The following is a 15,401-nucleotide window of genomic DNA, read 5'->3' as shown; positions in this document are numbered from 1 at the left end:
GCCCATCACTTCGAAAATGCCTTCTTCGTCGGTCTCGTTCACGCGCAGGGCCACGTTGTGCTGCAGTTCCTTTTGCAGGCGGTCCCAGATCTGGCGGCTGGTCACGAACTTGCCTTCACGGCCTGCCAGGGGCGAGGTGTTCACGCAGAAGTTCATGGTCAGCGTGGGCTCGTCCACCTTCAGCATGGGCAGCGGCGCGGGGTTGGCGGGGTCGGTCACGGTCACACCGATGCCGATGTCTTCGATGCCGTTGATCAGCACGATATCGCCAGGGCCTGCCACAGGCGTCTGCATGCGATCGAGGCCCTGGAACGTCAGCACCTGGTTCACGCGGCCCTTGACGGCCTTGCCATTGGGGCCTTCCATGACGACCACGTCCATCATGGGCTTGAGGGTGCCCTGGCTGATGCGGCCCACGCCGATGCGGCCCACGAAGGTGGAGAAGTCCAGCGCCGAGATCTGCAGCTGCAGCGGGGCATTGGCGTCACCCGTGTTCGGTGGCACGTGCGAGAGGATGGTGTCGAACAGGGCCGACATGTCGGGGCCCCACTGCTCGCCGGGAGCGCCTTCTTCCAGCGACGACCAGCCGTTGATGCCCGAGGCGTACACCACGGGGAAATCGAGCTGTTCGTCGGTAGCACCCAGCTTGTCGAACAGGTCGAACGCTGCGTTCACAACCTTGTCGGGGTTGGCGCCGGGCTTGTCCACCTTGTTCACCACCAGGATGGGGCGCAGGCCCAGGGCCAGGGCCTTCTTGGTCACGAAACGCGTCTGGGGCATGGGGCCTTCTTGCGCGTCGATCAGCAGCACTACGCTGTCGACCATGGACAGGGCACGCTCCACTTCACCGCCGAAGTCCGCGTGGCCGGGGGTGTCCACGATGTTGATGTGCGTGCCCTTCCAGCTCACGGCGCAGTTCTTGGCCAGGATGGTGATGCCACGCTCTTTTTCAATCGCGTTGTTGTCCATCACCGTATCGACGACCTTTTCGTGGTCGGCGAAGGTGCCGGACTGGCGCAGCAGCTGGTCCACCATGGTGGTTTTGCCATGGTCAACGTGGGCGATGATGGCGATGTTGCGGATCTGTTTAGTCATAGTTTTTCCAATGTGCCGCTGGTTTGCAGGTGCGGCTTGCTTTCCAAGATTTGTTGAATTTCCAGCGGACTCAGGAGCCTGCCCGGCACCAGCTCCCCGCCAGCAATGTGGCCCACCCCCAGCAACGCCGGGGGGCGTTCTCCAAACACCGCCACCGCGCCGGCATCGGGCCAGGCCCCGCGTCGGCGCACGCCGGACAGGAAACGAGCGGCATTGTCGCTGTCCAGCGTGACACGTGTGTGCCCGGCCAGCAACGATTCGGGGACTTCCAGGCAGGCGAGGCGGTCGGCCTCGGGCATGGCTTCCAGCTGCTCCAGCGTGACGCAGCGCTCCACACCGATGCCACCGGTGTCGATGCGCCGCAGGAAGCTGAGGTGCGCTCCACAGCCCAGCGCAGCACCGATGTCTTCACCCAAGGTGCGGATATAGGTGCCTTTGCTGCAGGTTACTACCATTTTGATAGCAAACAGTGCTTGATCAGTGCGCGTGAGTGCCAGTTTTAGTGCATGAATGACCACATCGCGCGGCTCACGCTCCACCGTGACCCCTGCACGTGCGTACTCATACAGCGCCTTACCGTCCTTCTTGAGCGCGCTGTGCATAGGCGGCACCTGGCGGATGGGGCCGGTGAACTGCTGCCGCACGGTGGCCAGGCGCTCGGGCGCGAGCTGGGCGGGGTCCACCTCGCGGCGCTCCAGCACCTCGCCCTCGGCGTCACCGGTGGTGGTGGTGGTGCCCAGCACAGCGATCGCCTCGTAGGTCTTGGCGGCTTCGAGTTGCAGTTGGCTGAACTTGGTGGCCGCGCCAAAACACAGCGGCAACACGCCCGTGGCGAGCGGATCGAGCGTGCCGGTGTGGCCCGCTTTTTCGGCGCGCAGCAGCCATTTCACCTTTTGCAAGGCGTCATTGCTGGACAGGCCCAGGGGTTTGTCGAGCAGCAGCACTCCGTGCACCGGGCGCCGCTGCACCCGGATGCGGGGAGCGCGCTCGGTCATGTTTCCTCGTCGTCTTTGGAGCGGGAAGCCACGGCGCGCGCAATCAGCGCATTCATGTCGGCTGCACGCTCGGAAGTGCGGTCAAAAACGAAGTGCAGCGTGGGCACCGTGTGAATGTGCAGGCGCTTGAAAAGGCCGTTGCGCAAGAAGCCCGCAGCCTGATTAAGCGCCACCTGGGTTTCCACAGGGTCACCCGTCAGCAGGCTGAAGAACACCTTGGCATGGGCATAGTCGGGGGTCACCTCCACGCCCTGTAGCGTCACCATGCCCACACGCGGGTCTTTCAACTCGCGCGCGATCAGCTCCGTCAGATCACGCTGGATCTGGTCGGCCACCTTGAAGGCGCGGTTGGGAGTGGCGGATTTCTTCGCAGCCATGTCGTCGTCGTCGCTCTCGTCGTCGCCTCGCCTTACAGCGTGCGAGCGATTTCCTTGATGTCAAAGAATTCGAGTTGATCGCCTTCCTTGATGTCGTTGTAGTTCTTGAGCTTGATACCGCACTCGAAGCCTTCTTTGACTTCCTTGACATCGTCCTTGAGGCGTTTGACCGAATCGACTTCGCCGGTGTAGACCACCACGTTGTCGCGCAGCAAGCGGAACTTGGCGTTGCGATGGACCATGCCGGACGTGATGTACGAACCAGCAATCGTGCCGATCTTCGTTGCCACGAACACAGTGCGGATCTCCGCCGTGCCGATGACTTCCTCGCGCTGCTCGGGAGCCAGCATGCCGGACATGGCCACCTTGAGCTCGTCAACAGCGTCGTAAATGATGCTGTAGTAGTGCAGGTCCACGCCGTTGCTCTCGGCCGTCTTGCGCGCGCCGGCATCGGCACGCACGTTGAAGCCGATCACGATGGCCTTGGAGGCGATCGCCAGGTTGATGTCGGACTCGCTGATACCGCCCACGCCGGCATACACCAGCTGGACCTTGATCTCGTCTGTTGAGAGCTTGAGCAGCGATTGCGACAGCGCTTCCTGCGAACCCTGCACGTCGGCCTTGACGATGATGGGCAGGGTCTTGACCTCGCCCGCCGTCATGTCGGCAAACATGTTCTCCAGCTTCGCAGCCTGCTGCTTGGCCAGCTTGGTGTTGCGGAACTTGCCAGCGCGGTAAGTGGCGATTTCGCGTGCACGGCGCTCGTCGGTGAGCACCATGAACTCGTCACCTGCCTGCGGCACTTCGGTCAAACCCTGGATTTCCACCGGGATCGACGGACCGGCTGTCTTGGCCACCTTGCCGTTTTCGTCCAGCATGGCGCGCACGCGGCCAAAGGTCTGGCCAGCCAGCACGACATCGCCCACCTTGAGCGTGCCGGACTGCACCAGCACCGTGGCTACCGGGCCACGGCCCTTGTCCAGCTGGGCTTCGATCACGAGGCCCTTGGCCAGCGATTCCACCGGCGCCTTCAGCTCCAGCACTTCGGCCTGCAGCAGCACCTGCTCCAGCAGCGTGTCGATGCCCATGCCTGTCTTGGAAGACACGGGCACGAACGGCGAATCGCCACCGTATTCTTCGGGCACCACTTCTTCGACCACCAGCTCCTGCTTGACACGGTCGGGGTTGGCATCAGGCTTGTCGGCCTTGGTAATCGCCACCACGATAGGAACACCCGCTGCCTTGGCGTGCTTGATGGCTTCCTTCGTTTGAGGCATCACGCCGTCGTCGGCAGCAACCACCAGAATCACGATGTCGGTGGCCTGGGCACCACGGGCACGCATGGCCGTGAAGGCCTCGTGACCAGGGGTATCCAGGAACGACACCATGCCGCGTGGGGTTTCCACATGGTAGGCACCGATGTGCTGCGTGATACCGCCGGCTTCTCCGGCAGCCACCTTGGCTCGGCGGATGTAGTCCAGCAGCGAGGTCTTGCCGTGGTCCACGTGGCCCATGACAGTGACCACCGGTGCGCGGGGCAGCAGCTCTGCGTTCTGCTGCTGCGAATCGTCGTCGGTGAAGGCTTCCGGGTCGTCCAGCGCCGCCACCACGGCCTTGTGGCCCAGTTCTTCCACCACGATCATGGCGGTGTCCTGGTCCAGCGGCTGGTTGATGGTGACCATCTGGCCCATCTTCATCAGCGCCTTGATGACTTCAGACGCCTTGATCGACATCTTGTGCGCCAGCTCCGCCACCGTGATGGTTTCGGGCACATGCACCTCAAGAATACGCGCCTCGACCGGAGCGGATTGCTGATGATCGTCGCGCTGGTCGCGGCTGTCGCCACGGCGGCCACGCGGGCCTCCACGCCAGTTGTTGCGGCCAACACCGCCGCTGCTGTCGCCGCGGGTCTTGATTTCTTTCTTCTTGGCCGTGTCGTTGGCCCAGCTGGAGGACAACTTGGCCGACTTGACCTCCTTGCCCGAACCCGGGGCAGCACCAGCACCAGCACCTGCACCAGCCGGGGCTGCGGCACCTGCACGCGGGCCACCCGTGCCGACGGCAGGCTTATGCAGCGTACCCTTCTTGGCATCACCCACCGCCGCTGGCTTGGCCACGGGCTTGGGTTCTTCGGGCTTCTTGGCGACCATGACCGCCTTCTTGGGCGTGGCCATCATGGCGCGGATGGCTTCGGCTTCAGCCAGGGCCTTGCGGCGGCGCTCTTCCAGATCACGGGCGCGGGCAGATTCCTCGTCCGCACGGGCCTTGGCTTCCGCCTGGGCCTTCTCGCGAGCTTCCGCCTGCGCAGCGGCGCGTGCAGCCGCTTCCGCAGCCTGCTCGCGCGTGGCCTCCTGCTTCACAGCCGAGGCCTGGGCCTTCTTTTCGGCTTCCTGGGCTGCATAGGCAGCAGCACGCTCTTCGGCTTCGCGCTCGCGCTTCTCACGGGCTTCGCGCTCGGCACGCTTCTCAGCCAGTTCAGTCTCTTGGCGGCGGATCAACTCGGCCTGGCGGCGGGCCTCCTCTTCACGACGGGCCAGCTCCAGGTCTTCACTCGACACAGCAGCCTCTTCCGCGGCCGCAGTTGCGGCCTCGGCAGCGGCATCAGCGCCTTCATCCCGCTGGATGAACGTGCGCTTTTTGCGCACTTCCACCTGGATGGTACGCGCCTTACCTGTGGCGTCGGCTTGTTTGATCTCGCTGGTGGATTTCTTCACCAGCGTGATCTTCTTGCGGTCGACAGATGCCGTGCCGTGGCTGGCTTGCAGATATGCAAGCAGCTTTTGCTTGTCCGACTCGGTAAGTGCATCGGAGGGGGCAGCCTTGCCCACGCCCGCAGCCTTGAGCTGGTCGAGCAGGGTTTCAGGCGATTTCTTGAGTTCGGTTGCGAACTCGGCGACAGTATTACTGGACATATGTGGTTCGTGCCTCCCTGACCCTTACTCTTGTTGCCCCGCGAACCAATGTTCGCGCGCCTTCATGATCAAGGCTTTGGCGTCATCTGCAGACTGTCCGGTCAGGTCGGTCAGCTCATCAATGGCCAGGTCGGCCAAGTCGTCACGCGTATGCACACCACCGTCTGCCAGCTTGGCAATCAGTTCGGGGGTGAGGCCTTCGAGGTCGCGCAGGTCCTGAGAGACCTCTTCCACGCTTTCCTCGCGGGCGATTTCCATGGTCAAGAGAGCGTCCTTGGCACGGGCACGCAGCTCGTTGACAGTGTCTTCGTCGAAGCTTTCGATCTCCAGCATTTCCTGCAGTGGCACATAGGCCACCTCTTCCAGGCTGTTGAAGCCTTCGGAGATCAGGATGTCGGCGATTTCCTCGTCCACATCCAGCTTTTCCATGAACAGCTTGCGGGCCGTGTCGGTCTCGTTGGCCTGCTTTTGCGCGCTTTCGGCGGCATCCATGATGTTGATCTTCCAGCCAGTGAGGTCGGACGCCAGGCGCACGTTCTGGCCACCACGGCCGATGGCGATGGCAAGGTTTTCCTCGTCCACCACCACATCCATGGCGTGTTTTTCTTCATCGACCACGATGGAGGACACATTGGCCGGAGCCAGAGCACCGATCACGAACTGTGCCGGGTCTTCGGACCACAGCACGATGTCCACGCGCTCGCCAGCGAGTTCGTTGGTCACCGCGTTCACGCGGGTGCCACGCACGCCGACGCAGGTGCCAATGGGGTCCACGCGCTTGTCGTGCGAGAGCACAGCGATCTTGGCGCGCGAGCCGGGGTCACGGGCGCAGGACTTGATCTCCAGCAGGCCTTGCTCGATCTCGGGCACTTCCTGACGGAAGAGTTCGATCATGAACTCGGGGGCAGAGCGCGACAGGATGATCGGGGCGCCACGCAGTGTGAGGTCCACTTCCATGATCATGGCCCGCACGCGGTCACCGCTGCGCAGGTTTTCCTTGGGGATCATCTCGCCACGGCGCAGGCGACCTTCGACGCGGCCGGATTCAACAATGATGTCACCCTTGTCCATGCGCTTGACGGTGCCGGTGAAGATCTTTTCGCCACGGGACATGAAGTCGTTGAGCAGCATTTCGCGCTCGGCATCGCGGATCTTCTGCAGAATGACCTGCTTGGCGGCCATGGCACCAATACGACCAATGGGCACGGACTCAACACCTTCTTCAATGTACTCGCCCACCTCGATGTCGGGGATGCGCTCCTGCGCGTCCATCAGCAACTCTTCGGCTTCGGGGTTCTGCAGGCCGGCGTCGTCGGGCACCACCAACCAGCGGCGGAAAGTCTCGTAGTTGCCGCTGTCGCGATCAATCGACACGCGGATGTCCACCTCGCCCTGGTACAGCTTCTTGGTAGCCTGGGCCAGGGCCGACTCCACGGCGCCCAAGACCACATCCCGCTCCACGTTCTTTTCGCGCGAAATGGCCTCAACCAACATCAACAATTCGCGATTCATGCGACGACTCTCCTGTTTCAATCACCCGAAGATGGAAGGCTGCGCGCAGCGACCACCCACCCCAATCCATTCAGCAACTCAGGCAGCTGCCGACCCGGCCTTGCCCGCACGCCCCTTGAAGTCCACGATGGGCGCCAGGCGCGCATCCCGCAGTTCATTAAGGGTAAAGCCCAGCGCCTGCAAGGGGGCGGGCACACGTTTCTTGCTCACTTTTTGACCTGGCTTGACAGGCGGCTCATCGCTCCAGACGATTTGCCAGCCTCCCGCCTCGGCGCGCTCCAGCGTGCCGCGAAATTTCTTGCGTGTGGCATTGACCTGCCCCCCGCCTGCGGCACCAATGGGCGCCTTCAAGGTGATGTCGATGACCGCGCCTTCAAAACGCACGAAATCCTGCTCGTGACGCAAGGGACGATCGATGCCGGGCGACGAAACCTCCAGGCGCTTGTATTCGACGCCATCCACCTCCAGCGCAAACTGCAGCTGGCGCGTGACCTTCTCGCAATCCTCGACGGTGACGAACTGCTCAACCACAGGAGCGGGCGCATCGGCAGCCGGCTGCACCCAGGGCAAGTCAATGGTGACGCGCAGCAAACCGCCGGCGGAGCGCTCGATCTCCACCAGGTCATAGTCCAGGCCAGTCACAATTTGTTCAACGACTTGCTGTAGTGCCACGTGTTCAGTTCAATCCCGGAAAAACAAAAAACCCGATAACCCCCGGAGACTTCTCCGGCAGCTTCGAGCTCGAAAAGCAATCGACCAAAAAAAACGGGCGGTTGGTACCCGCCCGTTTGGTCGTGAGGCTCTTATTGTAACGCGTAAAGCATTGATTTGCAAAGAAAGCGCGTGTGGTGCCCCCCACATGATGTTGTTAAAGCGCCAGCGCTGTGGCCGGACAGCTTTGGTGCCAAAAAAAACGTTCTCCGCACGCCCAGCATTCCTTTGTTGCTACAACGACGATAGCGGCTGCAGCAGTTCGGCCAGATCGCTTTCGGTAAACAGCGGCTCTTTGCGGGCCGCCGCCTCGCTGTAGAGGCTGCCTGCCAGCTGGGCCTTGCGCTCCTGCAGTGCCAGGATGCGCTCTTCAATTGTGCCCTGCGCCACAAGCTTGACCACCCACACGCTCTGCGTCTGACCGATGCGGTGCGCGCGGTCGGTGGCCTGGTTTTCCACAGCGGGGTTCCACCAGGGGTCGAAATGGATCACGGTGTCAGCCTGTGGCAGGTTGAGCCCTACCCCACCTGCCTTGAGGCTGATGAGAAACAGCGGCACCTGTCCGCTGGTGAACTGCTCAATGATCGCGTCGCGCTTTAGGCTCTGCCCCGTGAGCTTGACCCAGGGCAGGCCGCGCTGCTTAAGCCCCGCCTCAATCAGCGTGAGCATGCTGGTGAACTGCGAGAACAGCAAAATGCGCCGCCCCTCGGCCAGCATCTCGGGCAACATCGCCATCAATTGCTCCAGCTTTGCCGAGGTCTTGACCTTCTTGGCGGCATCCAGCGGCACCAGCGCTGGGTGGCAGCACACCTGCCGCAATTTGAGCAGCGCATCCAGGATGGTGATCTGGGACTTGGCCAGCCCCTTTGTTTGCAGCGCCTCGCGCACGGTTTTCTCCATCCCCAGGCGGATGGTTTCGTACAGGTCGGCCTGCGGGCCGCTCAGCTCCACGGGCATCACAGACTCCACCTTGGGCGGCAGTTCCGCCGCCACCAGCGCCTTGGTGCGCCGCAACATGAACGGGGTGACGCGGGTCCGCAGCTGCGCTAGGCGGGCCGTGTCTCCTTGTTTCTCGATGGGGGTGCGGAACAACTCCTTGAAGCGCTGCTGACTACCCAGAAAACCCGGCATCAAAAAGTGGAACAGGCTCCAGATTTCGCCCAAGTGGTTTTCCATGGGCGTGCCCGAAAGGCAAAGGCGGTGGCGCGCCTTCAGCTCGCCCACCACCTGAGCGGCGTGGGTGCTGGCGTTCTTGATGTTCTGCGCCTCGTCCAGCACCACCAGATGCCAGGGCTGCGCCAGCCAGCGTTCACGGTCGCGCTGCAGCAGCGAATAGGGAGCGATGACGATGTCGTGCTCGGCCACCGCATCGGCCACGGCGTGGCGGCCCGCGCCGTGCAGCACCAGGCAACGCAGGCCGGGGCAAAAGCGCGCAGCCTCGCGCTGCCAGTTTCCCATCAGGCTTACCGGCGCAATGATGAGGGCAGGGTCGCTCAGGCGGACCGCGTCTTTTTCAACCTGGATATGGGCCAGCGTCTGCAGCGTCTTGCCCAGGCCCATGTCATCAGCCAGCACCCCGGCCAGGCCATGGGCGCGCAGAAACTGAAGCCAGTTCAGGCCCTGCTGCTGATATGGCCGCAACGTGGCCTGCACACCTGCAGGCACGGGCACGGCAGGCAATGCGCTCGCGCCCCGCAACTGCGCCACCATGCTGTGCAGTGCGCCCGCGCCCTGCCACACCGCCCCTTCACCCAAGGCGGCGCTGGTGCGCAGCGCGTCCAGACGCGAGAGCTTGAGGCTGTTGCCGCTGAAATCGTGCGCGCGGTCGCCCACCAGATCCAGCAAAGCGGCCATCCAGGGCCGCAGGGTGTCGGTCGGCAGCCGTACAAAGCCCTGGCCGTTGTGCGCCGGCAGGTAGACATGCGACGGCAGCTGGGGCAGCCCTGTCGCGGGGTCCAGCGGCTGGGCAGCAGCGGCAGCAATCAGCTCTGGCAGCCAGGGCAGGATGTTATGGCGCACACCGTTGATTTCCATGCCCAGCGACAGCGCAAACCAGGGCGATGTGGCAGCGTCGTCGCCCTCGCCACTGGGCTGCAAGGCCACGTCCAGGGTTTCGGCATGGGTGATCCAGCCGTTCAGCGCCGCGTCCACGGTCAGCACGAAACCCGCGTCGCGCAGCACCACAAAGCCGTTATCGGCCCAGTGCATCCAGTCGTTCTGCGGTTGCTCACCAGGGATGCCGAACAGGCCGTCGTCGGTGCCCAGCAGCCCCAAGCCCATCAGGCGCTCGATGGCGCCCAGCTCGGCCATTGCATCGCGTTGCAGCAGCACCTGGCCGCCATCGGCACCGGTTGCCAAAACGCTCAGCTCCTGTCCGATCCACCAGCCCACAAGGCCCTGGTAGTCAAAACGCAGTTGGGCGGTAATGAGGCCCAGATCCGGCACATCGGCTTCGGGCACAAGCGCCAGGTGCAGGCGCGCCACGGGCATAACGCCTCGCATGCGCGTCAGTGGACTAAGCCCCGGCGGCAGCGGCACCACCCCGCCCAGGCGGCTGGCCACATCGGCATGGTGTTTTTGCACAGCGGCTGCGGCCAGCGTGGGGGCCTGCAGCAGCATCCCCAGTTGCACTGGGCTCAGGCCCTCGGAAGAAACGGATCCACACTGGCCTTGATCGGTGTCGATGTACAGCGGCGGGTGGTTGGCGCACAGGGTGGCGCTATGGCTGGGCAGGCGCGCCTGCAGGGTCCATGCGCAGTCGCCGCCCTCGGGGGCGGGGGATTCCTTCCAGGTCCAGGCAATGGGCAGCGCGTCACCCCAGCGCAGCGGCACGCCCACGGTGGAGCCTCCCGCATCGGCAAACAAACGGCCCGTGGCGGCTGCCTGCTGCAGGGCCAGCAGGCCCACCGCGCCTTCCAACACCCCCGACGGCGTGCCGCTGTAGGCCGAGTAATAGCCCAGGCTGCGTGGCAGGGCACGCAGAAGTTGCAGAAGTTGACGGTCGGCATCGGTGGCACGGTCATACACCGCCTGGCCGGGGCCGGGCTGGGTGCGGATGGTCTTGGGCTTGGCCCAGCCTCCGGTGACCTTGGGGTAGGACACCACGGCCTCAATCTGCAGCTGCGGAGCGCCCGAACGCGGACGACCCAAGGTAGAGAGCAGGTAGAGATAACACTCGGGCCGGTCTGCGCGCGCGCCGGGCAAGGGCGGTGAAGCGTTGCCTGCGGCCAGGTCCCAGTCGTGCAGCCAGCGCACCAGGCGCGCCTCGGCCTCAGCACGGGCCTGGGCGGCCACGCGGTCCTGCATGGCTTGCAGCGGCTGGACGGCCGGGACCGAAAGGGGCGCTGGCGCCGGGCCAGAGCGCAGGTGCGCAGCCTTCAGCGTCAGCGCCACGGCGTGTTTGCAGTCCAGCCCTACCGGGCAGGTGCATTCACCCGACCAGGAGCGGACCTGGCCGTTGGGCGCAAGAACGAGCTCCACAGACACGTCATACGGCTCGGGCAGGCTGCCCTGCACTTGACCCTCTATCGCGATGCTGCCCTCGCCTTCGGAGGTGATGTCGATGCGGACCACGTCTGCCCGGCGGTACAGGTCTACGCCCCGCGACCAGACGCCCTTGTCGCACTGGGCCTGCAGCGAACGGGTTTGGAACCAGGGGGGGCAAGATATGGGCATAAAAAACTGGCGGTGTACACAGCGAAGTGCGCATTGCAAAGAGGAAGGCCCAGAAAAGTGAGTGAAGATGACTACTGTGACCCAGCAGTCAATCGCAGTTCAGCATGAACTACACCCACCTGAGCCAAAGCGAACGCTACCCAGTCCAACACCTTCGCGACGCGGGCATTTCAATCTCGCGAAGAGCCCATCGCGTAGTGCACCACAGCAGCAACATTGTTCGCGAGATCAGCCGCAAAAACTGTGCACCAACGAGTTCACCGATCACAGGTGGGCGCACAAACGCCTGAAGACGAAGACTTACTTCGCCGATCCGCACAGCCCCTGGCAGCGTGGGTTGAACAAGAACCACAATGGGCAGCCACGCCACTAGTTCCCCAAGGGGCAGTGATCTGGGCATGGGAAGCGAGTTGCAGGTGTAGCAAACAGAGCACGGGTCAACCACCGGCCCCACCGATGCTTGGGCTTGAAAACTCCACATGCGGTGTCCCATGACTACAAAGTGAGGCCACCTTACAGTGGTTACAGGCGCACTTGGTTGTTCATACCGCCACTTCACTTAACAACCCATGCTGGCGCTTTATGGACGTCCGCAAGTAGCTATCACACTCATAGCAAACAAACCCATCAACATTGGTGGCACTTCTTGCGCCCCAAATGCCACGGCCCATAGCGACCATCGCAAAGGACCAGCATCGCACACCGGCGCAGGCGAGCTCCCATCAATAGCGCAGACGCCCGTCACTTCCAATCACGGCGATGTCCACGAAGCGACTGCCGACGTTGCCTTTGGAGAAGTCCACACGAAAGCCGCCAAAATCAACCTCGCCCATGCTGGACAAGGTGCTTGCCAGACTGGCCGCCGTCAGGTTGGTGTCCTTGGAGCGTTTCAGGGCTTCACCCACGGTACGTGCCGACAGGTAGCCTTCCAGGTGGAACGATGTGTACTCCTGCAACTGCGGGAAAGCCTCTTTCATCGCCGCATGGAATTCGCGGTGCAGGGGCAGCGTCTTGCCGTTGGGGTTGGGGAATGTCTGTGCAATGCCCACGCCCCGGGCTCCCTGCTCGCCCGCGAGCTTCACGATGAGCCCGGCAGGCACGTACGACAGTGCAAAAATCGATTGCGAAACACCCGCCTTGCGCAAGGCCGCAATGCCTTCAGCCATGAAACGCGGAGCGCCCACCACCAGCACACCCTGAGCCCCGATCTTGCCCACCTGCTGGGCGGCAGCGGCCAGCGCCGCAGGCTCAGTGGCCGACTTCACCCCCTGGAGCTCCATGCCCGCAGTGGCGCTAGCTGCTTCCTGGGCCATGGCCATGCCCGAAATGCCAATCGGCAGGTCCTGATGCAGCACAGACAGGCGCGACATACCGAGCGTGCGGGAGTGGGCAACGATTCTTTCAATCTGCTGCTTATCCCCGGCACGGATGTGAAACAGCTTGGCGTGGCCGGGCGTGCGCAGGCTTTCTGCGCCGGGCACCGCGTTCATGACAACCACCGAAGCGGAGTCGAGCAACTTGTCATCAAGCATGCGCTTGATGGCGGCAGAACCGATGGGGGAAATCAGCGCAATGGGCTTTTTTTCCATCGCCTTGGGGAACTGTTCCAGAAAACCCTCTGCGCTGTAGCGATCATCGACCTCGAAAAGCGTGATCTTTTGCCCTTTGATGCCCGTCTTGTTGGCCTGTGCCACGTAGGCCTTGATGCCCTCGTTCACCTGCACCGCATCAGGCGCGGGCAGCACTGTAAAGGGGCCGATCTGACCCAGAACGATACCCTGGGAAAAGACCAGCGTACTTGATGAAAAAATCGAAAGCGCCACCAGGGTGCGGCCAAGAAAATGGGTCAAACGCATATAAGGGAATTTGTCTCGAAGGCCCCTCTGACTTGGGGGGTGTCGGCTCGGCAGCCAAGGCGGCCAAGCAGTATAGCAATGCATGCCATACCTGTTATGACACATTGCTGCGCCGCCACAAGCGGCCTTCGCCCCGTCAGCCGCGCCGCGCCGCGCGCACGCGATCAAACACACCCTGAGCGTCTGGACCGGCTCCCGCCGCAGTCTGTGAATGCGCCTGCAGGCTGGTCAGCAGACGCGCCAGCACCGGCGCCTGGGGCAGCAGCGGGCCCAAAAACAGCGCGCGCTGGCCGTCAGCAATCAGCAATGTGGGAAAGGTTTCCACATCCAGATCGCCGGCCAGATCGGACTCGTCCTCGATGTCCACCCATTCAAAACGGACATCCGGATGCGCGCGGGCCAATTCGTCAAAAAGGGGGCGGTAGATGCAGCAAGTACCACACCACGCTGCGCACAGACACACGGCCCACCAGCCGCCGAGCGTGGCAGCCGCGGGGCCTGGCGAGGAGGACGGAGGCAGTGTGGCGGGGCTGGACATCAAACGGGCTCCTGGGGCTGGCGCGGCAGGCCCCTTGCAATGAGGTGCAAAGAGCCCGCTACAAGCCGCGCCGTTCGCGGGCGCGATAAACCTCAATGGTACCCACACCCGGCGCCTGGTTGCCCCAGCTGTTGCGCACAAAGGTGGTTACAGCCGCCACTTCTTCGTCCGACAGAAACTGCTGGAACGGCGGCATGCCATGCGGGTACGGGTTGCCTGCAGTGGCGGGCAGGTAGCCGCCCTGCAGCACCACGCGCACCAGGTTGGTGGGGTCGGCCAACGTGATGGCGCGGTTGCCTGTAAGCGCCGGGAAGGCGCCGGACTCTCCCTGGCCCTGGTCGCCGTGGCACTGCGCGCAGTGTTGTTCGTAGACCTTGCCGCCCCGCGCCATGGCACTGGACGGGGGCGCGACTACGGCGGCAGGTGCCTTGCGGACCTGCTGCGGCAGGGCCTGCAAGTACGCAGCCATGGCGCTTGCATCGGCATCGGTAAGGTACTGCGTGCTGCGGAACACCACCTCGGCCATGGGGCCCAGTACCGAGCCGTGCGGGGCCACACCGGTCTTGAGCAGGGCCACCACGTCTTGGGTTTTCCATTCTTTGACACCTGCCTCGGTCGCCGCATTGAGAGCAGGCGCATACCAGTTCTGCACCGGGATCAACCCGCCAGTGAACGCCTTGGCGTCGGTAGTGGCACCCAGCGCGTTGCGCGGCGTGTGGCAGGCGGTGCAGTGGCCCAGGCCGTTGACCAGGTAAGCGCCCCGGTTGTATTCGGCCGTTTGCGCGGGCTCGGATTGGGGTGCGCCTGGAGTGAAGAAAAGCGCCCGCCAAACGCCCAGCGCCGCCTGCGTGCTGTACGGGAAACGCAGCGCGTGCGCCCGGTTGGACTCGGCCACGGCGGGCAAGCTTTGCAGATAGGCAAAGATCGCATCCGAATCCTCCCGCGTCACCTGCGTGTAGTTGGTGTAAGGAAACGCCGGATACAACAGCCGCCCGTCCTTGCTGCGGCCATGGTGCATGGCGCGCCAGAACTCGGCCGAGGTCCAGCTGCCAATGCCATGCGCCTTGTCGGGGGTGAGGTTAGAGGTGTGCACCACGCCAAACGGCGTGTCGATGCCGCGCCCGCCTGCAAACTGCGCCCCGCCCTGCATGGTGTGGCAGGCCATGCAATTGCCTACGCGCGCCAGGTATTCGCCGCGCTGCACCAGCTCGGGCGTGGAATGCAGGGTTTCGGTGGCGGGCAGCGGCTCTTCGCCACGCAGGTTCAGGGTGACCAGGAGGGCAGCAGCAACGCCCAGTAGCGCCAGTGCCGAGGAGATCGTCCAGAGGATACGTTTCATCAGCGCATCCTTTCTCAACGTGCTACAGCCGCAGTGGCCACGGGGACGTCCGCCACACCACCGCACCGCACAGGCATGGCGGCAGGTAGCGTGCGGGCGGGCTTGCCCCCCGCAACTACGGGCTGGGAGGCCAACCAGGCCGAAACCGCACTTACATCATGGGGCGTGAGCTGGCGGGCAATGTCGGCCATGCAGTCGGGTGCATGTGCGCGGCGCTGGCCGGTTTTCCAGGCGCCAAGCTGGCTATTGAGGTAGTCGCGCGGCAACCCCAGCAGGCCTGGGATGGATGGCGCAACGCCCGTCATGCCCGCGCCGTGGCAGGCCACGCAGGCGGGGATGTTGCGGGCGGCGTCGCCCTGCTGCACCAGTCTGCGGCCCTGCTCCAACGCAG

The 15,401-nt window shown here is 63.7% G+C and carries 11 protein-coding genes; all 11 read right to left on the bottom strand.

Annotated elements, in window-relative coordinates; translation table 11 throughout:
- Positions 1-1,095 (bottom strand): GTP-binding protein (locus tag DBR12_RS22870; protein ID WP_233244497.1); only part of this gene is annotated, 1,095 nt, incomplete at its 3' end.
- The gene (truB, locus tag DBR12_RS13705; protein ID WP_108617773.1) at positions 1,092-2,090 is read right to left on the bottom strand and encodes a tRNA pseudouridine(55) synthase TruB; all 999 of its coding nucleotides are present in this window, start codon (positions 2,088-2,090) and stop codon (positions 1,092-1,094) included. The genes truB and DBR12_RS22870, both read right to left, overlap by 4 nt.
- Positions 2,087-2,467, bottom strand: a complete 381-nt coding sequence (gene rbfA, locus DBR12_RS13700) for a 30S ribosome-binding factor RbfA (protein WP_108617772.1) — start codon at positions 2,465-2,467, stop codon at positions 2,087-2,089. The genes truB and rbfA overlap by 4 nt, the downstream gene beginning before the upstream one ends.
- Positions 2,468-2,499: 32 nt before the next feature.
- Positions 2,500-5,379 (bottom strand): translation initiation factor IF-2, encoded by a 2,880-nt coding sequence (gene infB, locus DBR12_RS13695; RefSeq protein WP_108617771.1) that lies wholly within the window; start codon positions 5,377-5,379, stop codon positions 2,500-2,502.
- 24 nt (positions 5,380-5,403) lie between these two features.
- Positions 5,404-6,891, bottom strand: a complete 1,488-nt coding sequence (gene nusA / locus DBR12_RS13690; protein ID WP_108617770.1) for a transcription termination factor NusA — start codon at positions 6,889-6,891, stop codon at positions 5,404-5,406.
- A gap of 78 nt (positions 6,892-6,969) precedes the next feature.
- Positions 6,970-7,563, bottom strand: coding sequence for a ribosome maturation factor RimP (rimP, locus tag DBR12_RS13685; RefSeq protein ID WP_108617769.1), 594 nt, complete (start codon positions 7,561-7,563; stop codon positions 6,970-6,972).
- Between the two features lie 273 nt (positions 7,564-7,836).
- Positions 7,837-11,277 (bottom strand): DEAD/DEAH box helicase, encoded by a 3,441-nt coding sequence (locus tag DBR12_RS13680; protein WP_108617768.1) that lies wholly within the window; start codon positions 11,275-11,277, stop codon positions 7,837-7,839.
- A 722-nt stretch (positions 11,278-11,999) separates the two neighbouring features.
- A complete protein-coding gene (locus DBR12_RS13675; RefSeq protein ID WP_108617767.1) occupies positions 12,000-13,133 on the bottom strand; it encodes an ABC transporter substrate-binding protein in 1,134 nt (377 codons plus the stop codon).
- A gap of 136 nt (positions 13,134-13,269) precedes the next feature.
- A complete protein-coding gene (locus DBR12_RS13670) occupies positions 13,270-13,671 on the bottom strand; it encodes a thioredoxin family protein (protein WP_108617766.1) in 402 nt (133 codons plus the stop codon).
- A gap of 58 nt (positions 13,672-13,729) precedes the next feature.
- Positions 13,730-15,010 (bottom strand): c-type cytochrome, encoded by a 1,281-nt coding sequence (locus DBR12_RS13665; RefSeq protein ID WP_108617765.1) that lies wholly within the window; start codon positions 15,008-15,010, stop codon positions 13,730-13,732.
- 14 nt (positions 15,011-15,024) lie between these two features.
- A partial coding sequence (locus tag DBR12_RS13660; RefSeq protein WP_146185537.1) for a c-type cytochrome occupies positions 15,025-15,401 on the bottom strand: 377 nt, incomplete at its 5' end.

Source organism: Acidovorax sp. HMWF029 (assembly GCF_003060895.1).
Classification (GTDB): Bacteria; Pseudomonadota; Gammaproteobacteria; order Burkholderiales; family Burkholderiaceae_C; genus Acidovorax.
Note: the sequence above shows the minus strand (reverse complement) of the source record. Positions and strands in the feature narration are given on the sequence as shown.

What these genes read in the sequence shown, in the direction of transcription:
- rbfA (WP_108617772.1), bottom strand. Translation starts at nt 2,467, where the DNA reads ATGGCTGCGAAGAAATCCGCCACTCCCAACCGCGCCTTCAAGGTGGCC.
- truB (WP_108617773.1), bottom strand. Translation starts at nt 2,090, where the DNA reads ATGACCGAGCGCGCTCCCCGCATCCGGGTGCAGCGGCGCCCGGTGCAC.
- infB (WP_108617771.1), bottom strand. Translation starts at nt 5,379, where the DNA reads ATGTCCAGTAATACTGTCGCCGAGTTCGCAACCGAACTCAAGAAATCG.
- nusA (WP_108617770.1), bottom strand. Translation starts at nt 6,891, where the DNA reads ATGAATCGCGAATTGTTGATGTTGGTTGAGGCCATTTCGCGCGAAAAG.
- DBR12_RS13675 (WP_108617767.1), bottom strand. Translation starts at nt 13,133, where the DNA reads ATGCGTTTGACCCATTTTCTTGGCCGCACCCTGGTGGCGCTTTCGATT.
- DBR12_RS13665 (WP_108617765.1), bottom strand. Translation starts at nt 15,010, where the DNA reads ATGAAACGTATCCTCTGGACGATCTCCTCGGCACTGGCGCTACTGGGC.
- DBR12_RS13680 (WP_108617768.1), bottom strand. Translation starts at nt 11,277, where the DNA reads ATGCCCATATCTTGCCCCCCCTGGTTCCAAACCCGTTCGCTGCAGGCC.
- DBR12_RS13670 (WP_108617766.1), bottom strand. Translation starts at nt 13,671, where the DNA reads ATGTCCAGCCCCGCCACACTGCCTCCGTCCTCCTCGCCAGGCCCCGCG.